Genomic DNA, 14801 nt, shown 5'->3' on the forward strand with positions numbered 1-14801 from the left:
AAGCTTTAATACAATGCTCTGAAAGGTCGCATTCGCTCAAATGCTAACCAACCTCGTTTAATCGAACTACAGTATCTGCTTTATCAATCATTATTTGCCCATCTAACAGCCTTACTAACCTATCCGCATATGCGCCTTCTTTCTCTGAATGAGTTACCATGATAACGGTTGTTCCTTCACTGTTTAATTCTCTTAGCATAGCCATAACTTCATCTCCATTCTTAGAATCAAGATTACCTGTAGGCTCGTCCGCTAAAATCAACTTAGGGTTAATCACTAAGGCTCTTGCCACAGCAACCCTTTGCTGCTGCCCGCCAGAAAGTTGTTGAGGTAGATGGTCCGATCTGTGATCAATAGCGACACGCTTTAAAATTGCTTCTACTTGCTTTTTGCGGTCAGATTTTGAAATATTCAAATACTGTAATGGCAATTCAACATTTTCATATACAGTCAATTCATCTATTAAGTTAAAGCTTTGAAAAACAAAACCAATCGACGCCTTCCTTAATTGGGCTAACTGCTTTTCATTATAATCAGCGATATCCATACCTAAAAATTCAAAGCGGCCAGACGAAGGGGAGTCGAGCATACCTAAAATAGATAGAAGGGTTGACTTACCACATCCTGATGGTCCCATAATCGCTAGAAAATCCCCTTCATTAACATGTAAGTTAATGTTGTTTAGAGCTGTTGTTTCCACATCCTGAGTTCTAAACATACGATTTAAGTTTGTTAGTGTGATCATTCAGTTTATCCTTATGTAATTATGTAGTTTATATAGTTCATGGTTAATTGAGTTTCAATTGCTCTATTTAAGCATAAAGTAATGACCTAACTCTCAGCTCGTAGATCATTAAGTTCCTCAAATAATCCCGATGCTTTTTGCCAATTGAAACACCACTGTACTGGGTATATACACCATTTCCAGAAACAACATATACACCCTCCATACTAACAGTAAAAAATGCTTTTCAAGCTCGCAATAAAGCGCTTTCCAATTTCCTCAAGGACCAACTTCAAACCGATACGCAGGTCTCGTTCTATAATGCGATACCACCGTTAGATGTTTTTATCCACCTTCAATATTAAACTGCAAATGTAATATTTAGCTTTCAATCTTACCTATTGAGAGTGGCCCTACTCATATCTTAATATTAACGAAGGTCGCACGCTTGCCGCTTTAAATGCCAAACTTGATACCGTTAACCAGGTGATACCTGAGACCAATAATGCCGCGCTCATATACACCCACCCAAGCTGCTCAACACGGTCGTTAAAATTAGCTAACCACTCTGCAATCACCCAGTAAGTCACTGGGTAAGCAATGGCAATACTTGCGCCCACTAATACTAAGAACTCTTTGGCTAGAATATTCACAATGCTGATGCGTGATGCGCCTAATACTTTGCGAACTGCGACCTCTTTTTGACGACGAGCGGCTGCGGATGACGCCAAGCCAAAAGTACCTAGGCAGGTCAAGAACACCGCAAGGCCGGTAAAAATCAATACCACGTGGGAGACACGCTCATCGCCTTTTAATACCGCTGCGTAGCTATCTGATAGCAAGTTTATATTTGGCTCAAATACGTTGGCATGCTGCGCTAAAATCTCAGCGGCTTGCTGTCTGATGGTAAAGATATTTTGCGGGTTTACCGTTAATACCACTTCTGAGGTTGGGTTGAAGTAACTAAAGCCCAGTAAGAACATGATATCTGAGTTCGAATTGTGCGCGTTACCTACTTTTACGTCGGCAACAACACCCACTACGCGCATATCAACATTGCGACCGGTGTCTTTAATGGTTTTACCAATGATATCAGCCATATTGGTATAGCCCGCCTGTTTCGCGACCGTCTCAGTAATAATGGCACCGAGATGCGTCACGCCATTTGTGCGGCTCGCCCAATCACCCGCATATTGCGCCGAGAAGTCACGACCAGCCAATAACTCTAACCCTAAGCTTTTTACTACTTCATAGCTGCTACCAATAACCGGCGTTAATCCACTCGACTTTTCGCCATTAGGCCAAGTTGGCTTTAGGGTATTATTGATCGAGCGCGTTAATTGCGTGTCGATAACACCAACATGCTGCACACCATTGATGGCCGACAATTGGTTAAACACCGCACTCGGCTGCTGAGTAAAGACGTCGCTCACCGGCACATCTGAGATCACTAAACGCTGATTAGTTTGATAGCCTAAAGGCAGGTTTTGTAAGTGCGATAACTGCTGTAGCAAAGTCACAGAGCCAATAATCAAACCAATTGATAATGAAGCCTGAAAAGTAAGTAAGCTCTTACGTACCCAAATTGCTGTACTGCCGCGCTGTAAATCGCCACTTAATACACGCTTTGCACTGAACGACGAGATAAAGAACGCTGGATATAGTCCCGCTAACACACCCACAGCGATAGCAATAATCACGATAGTCCCACCAAAATTCGAGACGTAATTAAGCGCTAAATCGCGGTCAACCAAATTATTAAAGCTAGGTAAAATCAGTTCAACAAGCACACACGCTATGGTCATCGACAACACTGATACCAACACAGATTCAGATAAAAACTGTACCACTAACTGGTCTTTACTTGCGCCCAACGCCTTACGTACACCCACTTCTTTGGCACGTTTTGCCGATTGTGCAACCGTCATATTGATGAAGTTAAAACTCGCAATCAGGATCAGTAACACACTCAACCCGATACAAATGCTGACCACTTGCTTTGTCCCACCGCTTTTCATTTCAAACGGCGATTTAGCGGTTAAATGAAGATCTAATAAAGCATGTAATTCAACAAACATCTGACCCTTAAATTCACCAGTATAAGTTTGCTCTGTCAGCTGTTTTTCTAACGCTTTGATGTCTGTGCCAGCACCCACTCTTAGATAAACGTAATGAGCCGTCATCATCAAATCTTTAGGATCGTTATCGGCATACACTAAGGCTTTAAAACCAAAGTGTGTATTGTCTGGTAAGTCAGCAAATACAGCGCGAACCGTATATTTACCTTTTGCATGATTAAGCGTTTCACCAACCACATTGATGCGACCAAAAATACGTAGCACTTCAGATTCACTTAATGCAAGGCTTTCTGGCGTGTTCATGGCTTCTTTTAAGTCGCCCGCAAGCGTTTTGATATCAATAAAGTTTTCGATGTTAGCCGTAGAAGCATACAAATCATTTAGTTTAAAGCCCTGATTATTATACTTAACATCCACTTCGGCTTCACGAGTAAACTCCACCATTTTAAGTGCAAAGATTTCTTCAACTTGGCTGTACTCAGCCGCGCGAACACCTTGGTTATAATTGAAAATAGGAATAACCCCTAAGCCCAATTTTGAATAATCTTGTGCAACCCGATAGGTACGTTCTGCGTGCGGCTGTTGAGCATCGTACGACAGCTCATTTTTAGCAAACAACGCCACTAAAATTGCCGCAGCTAGGCCAACACTTAGACCTATTACATTTAACAAAAAATGCTGCTTTTGCTGTTTAAAGGCACGAAATGCTGTGGTTAGGTAATTAAATATCATAACTATACAACCTCGCTTTCTAGTCCTTGGGATACACGATTGGCTTTGTCTAACATGATCTGACCATCTAATAGGCGTACTAACCGGTCGGCATACGCGCCTTCTTTTTCTGAGTGGGTCACCATGATCACCGTTGTGCCTTCACGGTTTAGTTCGCGCAGCATGGCCATCACTTCTTCACCATTTTTAGAATCTAAGTTACCGGTTGGTTCATCGGCTAAAACCAGTTTAGGATTAATCACTAAGGCACGCGCAACCGCCACACGCTGCTGTTGACCACCCGATAATTGCTGCGGTAGGTGATCAGCTCGATGATCGATGGCAACGCGCTTTAAGATGTCTTCAACACGCTGTTTTCGTTCACTTTTCGAGATACTTTGGTATTGCAGTGGCAGCTCAATGTTTTCGAATACGGTGAGCTCGTCAATCAGGTTAAAGCTCTGAAATACAAAGCCAATTGAAGCTTTACGCAATTGCGATAGCTGCTTTTCGCTGTAGCCTGCGATATCAGTACCGTCAAAATCAAAATTACCAGAGCTCGGTGAGTCCAACATGCCTAAAATAGACAGCAAAGTTGACTTACCACAGCCAGAAGGGCCCATAATGGCGACGAATTCGCCTTGTTCAACGGTTAAATTAATGTCGTTTAAAGCAGTTGTTTCAACATCTTGAGTGCGGAATACACGATTTAAGTTAGTTAATTTGATCATGAGTCTGGTCCTTAAAATTTTAATGTCTGTGCTTTATCAAAGTTGCTATAGCCTGAGATGATCACTTGCTCACCCGCTGATAAACCGTCTAACACTTCGAAATAATTTTGATTTTTCTTACCTAAGCGGATCTCACGACGCTCTGCTATTTTGCCATCACTTGAAAGTACGTACACCCAGTTACCACCTGAACTGGTAAAGAATGCGCCACGCTTTAGTAATAATGCGTTGTCCTTGTTTCCACCTAGCATCAGTTCAACATCAATGCTTTGGCCGCGTTTAATCTTGGTTTGGCCACTTGGCAATGCCACTTCAACCTGGAACTGTGATTGCGCAACACGGCTGTCAATTTTACTTACCTGTGCCATCACACTACCGCCATCTAACTGCACATTTACATCCATGTCTTTTTGTACTTGGTTTAGATAGAACTCATCTAAACGCACTATCAATTTATACTCATTAGGAATATCAATTTGACCAAGGCGAGCACCGCGGCCTTTTGATTCTCCCATTTCTACATCAAGCTCACTCAAGTAACCCGACACTGGCGCTTTAATTAGCAATTTATCAAGGTTTTTACGGGCAAACTGTAGGTTTTTTTGTAGCATATCAGCACTGTCTTCAAGCTGTTCAACCTGCACTTTACGAATCGAATTTTCTTGTGCTTGTCTCTCTAATGTCAGCTCTTTACGCGCCTTGTAGTAAGCTAAATCTTCTGAAATCTCAGAGAGTCTGTCTTGTGCTAATACACCGCGCTCAACTAAGGGTTTAGACTGCTTATAACGACGCTCTAAATGACTAATTTGTAGATCTATTTCTAATAAATCACGACGTAAGTTTAAACGACTGGTTTCCATATTCATTTGCGTATTACGTAAAAAGTTCAATTGCTCTGTCACCTGGGCTTCGCGGCTCATCACGTCAAGTTGCAAGTTAGTATTACTTAAACGTACCAAGGGCTGTCCTTTTTCAACAAACTCACCTTGCTCTACCAGTCGTTGCTCAACCTGACCACCAGCGATGGTATCTAAGTAAATGCTTATTTTAGGAACTACTTGACCACGTAAGCTCAATGCATGTTTAAAGGCACCTTGGCGAACGATGCTAATGGTTAAGCTGTCTTTCGCTAACGTCTGGCTGCGACCCTGAGTGCCCGCTTGACTGAATCCATATGCAGCTGCAGCTAGGCCCAATGCAATGGCAGCTACCACCCCTTTTTTAAGGTGCGTTTGAAGTCCTGAACGTGCTATTTTTTTATCCATGCGTCTATTCCTACTGATACGTTGTCCGCAGCCATTGGCCGGTGTATATCTTAATATTATCAAGTCGTATGCCAACATTAAAAAAATCAATAAATTCAAAGGTTTAAAGTTTTAAAGTTTTAAAGTTTAATATAGAATAACAATATGTCCATTAATAGAACACTTATCAAATTGCAATGTGCCCAATAATGGACATCTCCCACATAGACTGAGTTAGGTAAAGTGCGATAAGCTAAAAGAAAAAACAATTTATGGACAAATACAACATATGAAACAAACAGGTTCTATTTTAGTGGTTGATGACAACCCTGATATTTTAATTGCAGCACGGCTATTACTGAAACAGCACTATAAGATTGTCAAAACAACGGGCAATCCGTTTGATATCGAGGAAATCATAAAATCTCATCCCATTGAAGTCATTTTACTTGATATGAACTTTACCCAAGATTCAATCAGTGGCAAAGAAGGGTTTTACTGGCTCAAAAAGATCATCGCACAAGACCCTAGTATAGTTGTACTACTCATGACCGCCTATAGCGATATTCAACTTGCCGTCGATGCCATCAAATCTGGCGCCGCCGACTTTATCGCGAAACCTTGGCAAAATGACCAATTATTGGCCGCTGTTGCCGCAGCATTCGCCCACGCCAAAGACAAACAACAAGTCAATAAACTCACTCGCCAAACACAAGGGCTAAATCAAGCACTCAGTGAAAGCCAAAGCGGCCCTGCATTTGACTTTTTAGGCCAAAGCGCAGCGATGCAGCAGGTATTTAATACCATAGAAAAAGCAGCACAAACCGACGCCAACATATTGATTACCGGCGAAAGTGGGACCGGTAAAGAACTTGCTGCACACGCCATACACCAAGCCAGTCTACGCCGAGGTAACCCATTAATTAGTTTAGATATGGGTTCGCTTTCTGATAGCGTGTTTGAAAGTGAATTATTTGGTCATAAAAAAGGCGCTTTTACTGATGCTAAGGCCGATAAAGTTGGCCGTTTTGAATTAGCCCATGGTGGCAGCTTGTTTTTAGATGAGTTAGGTAATTTACCATTGGCGCACCAAGCGACCTTATTAGCAGCATTACAAAATAGACAGATCACGCCTGTTGGCGGCAGCAAACCTGTTGATGTCGACATTCGATTAATTTGCGCTACCAACGATAATTTATCAGATTCAGTGGCCCAAGGCCGATTTCGTCAAGATTTACTATATCGGATAAATACCATTGAAGTGCGCCTTCCTGCTTTACGTGAACGCACCTGTGACATTCCTTTGCTCGTCGATTACTACCTCACTCATTTTGCGAAAAAATACAAACGCCATTTAACCATTGCGCCTTGCGACATGCAGTTGCTATGCGATTATGCATGGCCTGGCAATGTACGAGAGTTGTCTCATGCCATTGAACGTGCTGTTATTTTAAGTGAGGGTAACACGCTCAATATCGCCACTGTTGTAGGGCAACCCTCTACGAATATGCCCGCAGCATTGAATTCGGCCAATGAGCCCACTACACAAGACACCGACACATTTGACTTAGAAATCATAGAGCAGCGTACTGTGCGTGCCGCATTAAAGCATCATCAAGGAAATGTCAGTCATGCAGCCAAAGCGCTAGGCCTCACGCGAGGTGCCATGTATCGACGCTTAGAAAAATACAATTTATAAATTTAACTATGTATCAAACATAATAGGAATAGAGACTGTGGCCCATGCGATTCGCAACCCCTTTATTAAATTAACGCTGCATTTAACGGGCTTAATGGTCTGTATAAGTACCCTAACTTATTTGTATATACAAGATGGGTTATCCGCAACTTGGGTGCTACTAGTTTTAATCACGGCAACACTTATTAGTACGCTTTTTTCGCTATTTCACAAACATAATAAGCGGCTGGGGTATGTGATAAAAGCACTGGCTAATGGTGACAGCACGTTAGGGCTGCCTCCTCATGACCCTATGCTACAACACTTTGAAAATGTGAAAAAACAAATCCAATCTGCACGTTTCAATGCTGAGCAACAAACGCAATTTTTACAGGCCTTATTAGTACATATAGACCTTGCAGTATTGGTCTGTGATGCCAGTGGTACCGTGATTGAATCTAACCCTGCGGCTGCCAAGTTATTAGGGCTACAAGTTGACCATTTGTCGCAATTAAATACGCTAGGCAGCTTAATACTCAACACAGAGAAAAGTCTACGCAGCACGGCTCAATGGCAACAAGGAGAACAGTTAGACACCTTGTCTATACAAGTAAGTGTGGCACAAATACAAGGAAAAATACGCAAAGTCATTACCCTGCACTCGATTCGTGAGGTGTTACTTATGAAAGAGCAGCAAGCATACAAACGTCTCACTCAAGTGCTTACGCATGAAGTCGCGAACTCCATTACCCCCTTAGCGTCTATAGCACAAACCTGCCATAGCTTAATGCCAGACTCATTAACCTTTGAAGATGAAGAAGATAAAGAAGATCTCAGCTTAGCACTTAACACGTTAGCATCTCGGACGACGCATTTGGGGGAGTTCATCCAACGTTTTCGCAATGTCAGTAGCTTACCAAAACCGACACTAACCCCTAACTCCTTAGAGCCACTACTCGAACAGATCATCGCTCTACATCACTCACAATTGCAGGCAGGTAAAATTGCGTATTCATTAAACATCAACGCTGCCCACTTGGTGATGTTTGATCATGCACAAATCGAACAGGTTCTCATAAACTTATTTAAAAATGCCATTGAAGCCATCAACACCGCCGAGCTAAATTGCAAGAGTAGCACTGCGGCTATTACCGTTACCTTAGCGCAAAACAGTGCACAGCAAGTGTATGTTGATATAGCCGATACTGGGCTGGGGGTTGCTGAGCATGTTATTGACATGATATTTGTGCCATTCTTCACCACTAAGCCCCAAGGCTCAGGGATCGGTTTGAGCCTTTCACGCCAAATCATGATTAATCATGGCGGCGATCTTCGATATATAAAACGTGAGAACGGGGGTTGTTTTCGCTGTGTATTTGGCTAAGCCGGTTTGCTACTAGGTTTTTGCCTTATACCCGGTCACGGCGAGGTTATGCATTACTTAACACATTATAAAAATTAATGGTTCTGATGGGCGACGACAATGACATTGATACCCTTGCAAGTGTTGCTGCGGCCGTGAAGCTTCATCAGTTAAACATTGAAGCCTACACACGATACCGTCAAATTAATAGTAGTCACTGGAAAGCTGAAAATACCCATTTTAGTGGGGTGCAAGTGTCTCTGTCTTTTTAGAGATGAAACGGGATGCGTCTATTTAGGCAATTTGTCTGCACAACTATTGAACCAGTTAACCTAGATACTATAAACTCATTGTAAGTACCGAATAAAGACCCTAATAATAGATGAGCACATTCTCAGCACAAATCAAAAAAGAGTGGTTGTACTCAAGCCTGGCTTGGAGTGGTGTTATTTTATTATTAACGGCAATAAACAGTGTGCACGATTTATTGGTCGTCCCTGAACACCGCTTTAATAATCACCCTTTTTGGGCCTTACAAGAATGGGCTATTTGGTACTTACTAACACCCATTTCATTTCGCTTGCTCAATCAATTACATAGCCAAGAAAAATCCAAGAATCGCCCTTATATACTGGTTTTCATCGTTATTTTTTGTTGCTCCATGAGCTACCAAGCTATTTTTGACGCCTTTTTCTATAATGATAAAATTCCAGCAACATTGGTATATTTTGCCCCATCTCACCCTATGGTGATCGGGGTTATTATGGTTGTATGGCACCACTTTCTGAATCAACATTCTCTCCCAGCCGCCGAGACCTTGTTGGTAGACAGTGGCAAAGACAAAGTGTTGGTCCCACTGAGTGATATAATGCATATCAACTCAGCGAGTAACTATGTTGAAATCTTCACTTCTAATAAAACCTATTTAAAACGCGCCACACTCAAAGGGGTTGAGCAGCACTTACCAAGCAAACAGTTTATCCGCACACACCGCTGCCATTTAATTAATTTGAGCCATGTGGAACGCCTTCAAACGTCATCAACAGGGAGTGTGACCATCATGATGAAAAATGGCCAACCAATTAACTTAAGCAAAACCTATAAACGTCACGTAACGCAATTATGTAACGCAGCGTAATATTTGTTCAATTTTCACCATAGACACTCCTCCCTCTGAGCATGGGACGAACAGGCTATTTTTTCTTCCCCTCCCAATATACCCACCACTCATCCCTAGCACTTTGAAATAAAAGGTTTGTTTATATCTAATAAATACAAATCACGGCGAAGTAGCCATCGTTTCAGGAATTTCATATTGTCTATCTATCACATACTATCAGTACATCTGTGGCACCTTGCTGTCATCAGTATCAGTCTGTTTACCACGCACACAAGCATTGCTGCACCTCAAAACAGGTCCAAGCCGCAAACGTTCACCGCTGAATTTTGGGCACAAAGACAGGCGCAAACCGCATTCGATGTTATCGACAATATTCCGGGCTTTACCCTTGTTGAAAAGCAAGCCAAGCGGGGACTATCGCATGCAACAGCAAACATCCTCATAAACGGCGTTGCCCCCTTATCAAAGAATGCGTCTTTGCAAACACAGCTTCGACAGATCTCTACGGACAATATTCAGCACATTGATTTATACCAAGCAAACCATCCATTTTCTGTCGCAAGCCAATTCAGCCAACTCATTAATATTGTCACGCAAAAAAACACCAAAAAAGTGACCCTTTTTGGCAAAGGCGCACTGCAATCCGGTAAAACTATGATGGATGAAGTATCTCTGCGTATAGCGGCACCTTGGTCTGGGTGGGATAATCAACTCAACATCAATACACAAAACCCGCGCTATTTATCCACGGCTGACATCGTAGATAAAAATACCAACGGCACAGTAATTTTAACAGCGGACGAAATCTATACTGAGCAAGAGAACAACGTTAATGTGACTCTATCAAGCCATTTAGAACAGCAAAAAAACCGTGTACAGCTCACCCTCAACGCACAAAAAAATAATTTACAAGAAGAAACAATACACGACTTCTCAGCGTTGGATGAAACACGCTTTTTAACCGAAAATGAGCAGTCACAACTAGAGTTTGGCGCCAATTGGCAATATCGAGGCTTTGCATCATGGCAACTACATGGTTCTGGGTTTGCCAAAAGAACCAAAGATGAGACACTCTCTATTTCCTCATTTTTCGAACCGGAAACAGACCCTGCTTCAGCGCATGATAGCCGCTTTGCGCAATCAAAAACATTAACCGAGTACGCCACTAAAATCGCAATAAGCCAACCAAGTCATAAACTAGCACCCGAATACGGTATTGCTATAAGCCGCAATGAGCTTATTGCTAATACGCACCCATCCTCATCAGCCCACAATCCCATTAATATCCGCAGTACCGTGTTAGAAACTCGTTATGAGCCTTACATACAAATGAGTACTGCACTTAACTCACACTGGCAGCTAATTACTCGTGTAAATACTGAATATTCAAAACTGAGTACACAGGGCGAGCAACCTTTTGAGGTGACAGAACTGCACATTAAACCTTTCGCGCGACTTAACTTTGATGCAAATAACAATGTATCACTTTCAGCCACTGCGCAGCAGCAAGTAAAGCAGCTCGACTTTGACTCTTTTGTATCAAGTGAAGAGTCAAATTATGATCGACTATTAACGGGTAACTTGCAGCTCAAGCCCATGCAGTTTGATGAGCTTTCACTGCAACTCAGCTACGCAGCGAGTCAAAGTAGTACGCTAAATATAAGCGCATTTTATCAATGGCAGCAAAATGTGCATGAATATATACCTCTCGCAAACGGCGGGACTGGTATTGGTAATGCAGGTGATGCTGAATATTTTGGCATGAACACACACATAACATTTGCAATAGATCAAATATTAACCGGCGGTCGTATCGAACTCTCGCATACTTATCGACATGCTACATTTAACGACTTAATTACAGGAGAGCGGCCAATCACAGATCTCACACCTCACCAATTTGAGGTCGACTTTATACATGAAACCCATCGTCTATCTTGGGGAGTGAACTATCAAACGCGCAACCTTTACACCGAGTTTTATTTTGATGAAATTTACACCGAGCATACAGGGTCTACATTAAACCTATTTACGGAATTAAACCTAACTAAAGATACCCATATCAAGCTCGCCGTAACGGCGCTCAGTGACGAAAAAACAACATTCCAACAACATTGGTTCAATGTAAATCGCTCAGGGACACTGAATGATAGCCGTACTTTGTATGATCTCGCCAAGCCAAGAATTACCTTATCGATGACCCACTCTATTTAATTGCTCTCAGGCTAAAACACATCATATTCCCTTTGATTTACAAAAAGCCAAAGGGAATATTATCCACAATAGATCAACATTCTTAAATTCAATAATTTAGATAAACAGGGTCAGGTCACAAGAGTACATTACCTAAACACAAAAAAAGTATAAAAAGCAGGCTAAACAGTAATGATTTGCAATACTATCCGTGTTAGCATAATCCCATAAATACAAATAAAAACAATTATTAATTGAAGGAAACCATGAAGCTCTCTACTCTCTCTATTGCAGTACGCGCCACTTTTCTATTCCCTGCAATAGCACTATCGAATACCACATTAGCAGCTGAAACGAATACACAGAACGATGTAAAAATTGAAAGTATCGTTGTTACTGGTCATAAAATAGCCCGTAGTTTACAAGAAACTACCACCAGTGTTGCCGTATTAACCGCAGAAACGATAGAGCACCAACAAATCAACACCTTTACAGACGCCTTAGTTAGTACAGCTAATGCACATGCAACCGATTATGGCTTTAGCATTCGTGGTATTGATGGTTCGAATGTGTCAGGTGATGGGCACAGCGCTCTTGCCAGCGTCTATATTGACGGCGCCCCTGTCCCTCAAGGACTCATTCGAAATGGTACTTTTTCTACATGGGATGCAACGCAAATAGAGATACTTAGAGGCCCACAATCTACCTTACAGGGGCGAAATTCGTTGGCCGGTGCGGTGATCTTAAATACCCAAGCACCAAGCTACGATAAGGAAGGACAGTTTAAACTGACGCTCGGTGAAAATAATAAGCAAGAAGCCGGTATTGCATTGGGTGGTGGCTTAATAGACGATGAGCTTGCTTTTAGGTTTAGTGGCGAAGAGAAGCGTTACGATGGTTCTATCACCAACCTATACGATAACAGCCACTCTGATACTGACAACGAACATACATATCGTCTTAAACTCCGTTATGAACCAGCTGGTATGGAAAACCTATCTACTATGTTCAGTGTTATGAACGCTGAACGCAAATATGGAGATGCCAACCTGACGAAAGACGCCGGTGCAGATACCTTTAGCAATCGTTCAACCTCTTATAACGACACGCGACAAAGGCAAGTCAAAACAGATCTAGTATCTCTCTCTGTCAATTATGATATTAATAGCCTTATCTCACTGGCATCTTACACCACCTATTCAGATGTTGTTGAAATCTACTCATGGGATTCAGATTACCCGCAAGGTTATGGTAACGCACCAGTAGTTGATACAGGCAGTGCCGCCTTCTACAACAACGAAGAAAAAACGCTGACGCAAGAGTTCAGAGTAAACTTTGACTATGATAACTTTAGCGGTGTTGCAGGTGCGTATTATTTCAAAAGTGAACAGGAAGAAGTGAGTACAGGCTTTAACAATTATTCATTGGCTCGATTAGGCCTATCTAGTAGCGCTCTGCAATCACAATATAAACTCAGCCCACACATTGCTGATTTAGTCTTAGGGCAATACGCTGACTTTAACCCAGCAAAAACAAAAGTTTATTCATTAACAACCAGCAATATCACCAGCTATGCTCTTTTCGCTGATGGTGTTTGGCATTTGAACGAGCATTGGGACTTACTTGCAGGTATTCGCTTTGATAGAGAAAAACAAGAAAATACCAGTGAGGCACAATACGATATTCTTAACAAAAACGCCTTACCTAACCCCAGTAGTTATATCGGCACGCCATATGAAGGGGTAGTACCACTGATCAGTGGTATAAACGCGTTGGTTGTTGGCCTTGCCGACAGCGCATCGCAAGTCGCGCCATTAAGTGATGCTTCATTCAGTACCGTGTTACCCAAGGTTGGTGTGAGTTATCATGTAAATGATGATATCTCCACCACATTCACTTTTCAAAAAGGCTATCGTTCTGGCGGCGTAGGTGTAAACCAAGCCCGTGCGAATGTATTTGTATATAAACCTGAATCAACGGATAACTACGAACTCTCAGTGCGCTCTACTTGGTTAGATGGTAAGTTCACGGCCAATGCCAACCTATTTTACCTAGATTGGAAAGATCAACAAGTATCCGCCCAGCTTTCCCCTAATAACTTTGATATACAAACGGTTAATGCGGGTACTTCTGAAGTAAAAGGGTTCGAATTAGAGCTCAATTATACGATCAATGATAATTTAAAAACCTATGCCGCAATTGGTTATGCTGGTACGGAATTTACTGATTTTACCATTAAGATCCCCAACCAAGATGGCAGCAACACCAATTTTGATCTATCGGGTCGCCCGTTTCCTGCTCCACAAAGAACGCATAATATTGGACTCACTTACCAAGACTCAATGGGGTTCTTTGCCAATCTAAATATTAGCTATGCCAGTGAGTCTCCAAACAGAGCAAATCCATACCGAGATGGTCTAGAACCAGGTGATCTGTATTTTGATCTCCATAACGATGCAAGAACAATCGTTGATATGCAATTAGGATATGAGTGGGATAACTATGGGATTTATCTCGTAGGTAAAAATATCACTGATGAAGAGTATTACGTCGCACACAGAGCACGGAACCCTCGCATTGGTAAACCAAGCGAATTGTCGCTTACATTCCGCGGTACTTTTGATTGGTAATATAAAACCGCTCGTAAGTAGCGACTTTACAACCGACAAAAAGATGCTCAATTAAATGACATCTTTTTGTCGTTTTAACTGAGTCATAAATATAATAAAATTTGAGGGATTAACCATGAGCTACTTTTTTTTATTGCCTGCCTATTGGTTGTGCGGGGTATTGCTATACAGAGCAAGCCCTAGACAATCTTTTACACAAACCAAGTCGACTGCACGAAAACTCAGTCTAACATGTACTGGAGCCGTCGTAGTGCTCACCGTTTTGATGCTACTGAATAGTCAGGCTGGTCTTGCTACAGCTTTACTTACTCCTCTAATTTTATTTATGT

General features: G+C 41.9%; 10 protein-coding genes. 6 read left to right on the forward strand and 4 right to left on the reverse strand.

Translation table 11 applies throughout. From position 1 onward, the window contains the following. Positions 1 to 43: 43 nt before the first annotated feature. The 4 genes from PCIT_RS17150 to PCIT_RS17165 form a co-directional block, all read right to left on the reverse strand. Positions 44 to 745: an ABC transporter ATP-binding protein gene (locus PCIT_RS17150; protein ID WP_010365976.1), complete on the reverse strand. Its 702-nt coding sequence runs from the start codon at positions 743 to 745 to the stop codon at positions 44 to 46. A gap of 392 nt (positions 746 to 1137) precedes the next feature. Then, on the reverse strand, positions 1138 to 3534 hold the full coding sequence (locus PCIT_RS17155) for an ABC transporter permease (RefSeq protein ID WP_010365974.1): 2397 nt from the start codon (positions 3532 to 3534) through the stop codon (positions 1138 to 1140). A 2-nt stretch (positions 3535 to 3536) separates the two neighbouring features. Further along, positions 3537 to 4244 (reverse strand): ABC transporter ATP-binding protein, encoded by a 708-nt coding sequence (locus PCIT_RS17160; RefSeq protein WP_010365973.1) that lies wholly within the window; start codon positions 4242 to 4244, stop codon positions 3537 to 3539. A gap of 11 nt (positions 4245 to 4255) precedes the next feature. Continuing rightward, complete coding sequence (locus tag PCIT_RS17165) at positions 4256 to 5509, reverse strand: efflux RND transporter periplasmic adaptor subunit (RefSeq protein ID WP_010365971.1); 1254 nt, start codon at positions 5507 to 5509, stop codon at positions 4256 to 4258. 268 nt (positions 5510 to 5777) lie between these two features. On the opposite strand from PCIT_RS17165, the gene PCIT_RS17170 reads away from it, so the two are divergent. The 6 genes from PCIT_RS17170 to PCIT_RS17195 all read left to right on the forward strand — a co-directional run bounded on the left by PCIT_RS17170 (position 5778) and on the right by PCIT_RS17195 (position 14472). Further along, positions 5778 to 7187: a sigma-54-dependent transcriptional regulator gene (locus PCIT_RS17170; RefSeq protein ID WP_010365968.1), complete on the forward strand. Its 1410-nt coding sequence runs from the start codon at positions 5778 to 5780 to the stop codon at positions 7185 to 7187. 37 nt (positions 7188 to 7224) lie between these two features. Next, positions 7225 to 8550, forward strand: a complete 1326-nt coding sequence (locus PCIT_RS17175) for a sensor histidine kinase (RefSeq protein WP_010365966.1) — start codon at positions 7225 to 7227, stop codon at positions 8548 to 8550. An 86-nt stretch (positions 8551 to 8636) separates the two neighbouring features. Next, on the forward strand, positions 8637 to 8801 hold the full coding sequence (locus PCIT_RS17180; protein ID WP_157592851.1) for a hypothetical protein: 165 nt from the start codon (positions 8637 to 8639) through the stop codon (positions 8799 to 8801). Between the two features lie 110 nt (positions 8802 to 8911). Beyond that, entirely contained in the window at positions 8912 to 9667 is a 756-nt protein-coding gene (locus PCIT_RS17185; RefSeq protein WP_010365964.1) for a LytR/AlgR family response regulator transcription factor, read from the forward strand. A 177-nt stretch (positions 9668 to 9844) separates the two neighbouring features. Next, entirely contained in the window at positions 9845 to 11863 is a 2019-nt protein-coding gene (locus PCIT_RS17190; RefSeq protein WP_010365962.1) for a TonB-dependent receptor plug domain-containing protein, read from the forward strand. A 245-nt stretch (positions 11864 to 12108) separates the two neighbouring features. Next, a complete protein-coding gene (locus tag PCIT_RS17195) occupies positions 12109 to 14472 on the forward strand; it encodes a TonB-dependent receptor (RefSeq protein ID WP_010365960.1) in 2364 nt (787 codons plus the stop codon). Positions 14473 to 14801 lie beyond the last annotated feature (329 nt).

Source organism: Pseudoalteromonas citrea (assembly GCF_000238375.3).
GTDB classification, from domain to species: Bacteria; Pseudomonadota; Gammaproteobacteria; order Enterobacterales; family Alteromonadaceae; genus Pseudoalteromonas; species Pseudoalteromonas citrea.

Excerpts from the sequence above, each read along its gene's own strand:
- PCIT_RS17150 (WP_010365976.1), bottom strand. The coding sequence starts at position 745 with ATGATCACACTAACAAACTTAAATCGTATGTTTAGAACTCAGGATGTG.
- PCIT_RS17155 (WP_010365974.1), bottom strand. The coding sequence starts at position 3,534 with ATGATATTTAATTACCTAACCACAGCATTTCGTGCCTTTAAACAGCAA.
- PCIT_RS17160 (WP_010365973.1), bottom strand. The coding sequence starts at position 4,244 with ATGATCAAATTAACTAACTTAAATCGTGTATTCCGCACTCAAGATGTT.
- PCIT_RS17165 (WP_010365971.1), bottom strand. The coding sequence starts at position 5,509 with ATGGATAAAAAAATAGCACGTTCAGGACTTCAAACGCACCTTAAAAAA.
- PCIT_RS17170 (WP_010365968.1), top strand. The coding sequence starts at position 5,778 with ATGAAACAAACAGGTTCTATTTTAGTGGTTGATGACAACCCTGATATT.
- PCIT_RS17180 (WP_157592851.1), top strand. The coding sequence starts at position 8,637 with ATGGGCGACGACAATGACATTGATACCCTTGCAAGTGTTGCTGCGGCC.
- PCIT_RS17185 (WP_010365964.1), top strand. The coding sequence starts at position 8,912 with ATGAGCACATTCTCAGCACAAATCAAAAAAGAGTGGTTGTACTCAAGC.
- PCIT_RS17195 (WP_010365960.1), top strand. The coding sequence starts at position 12,109 with ATGAAGCTCTCTACTCTCTCTATTGCAGTACGCGCCACTTTTCTATTC.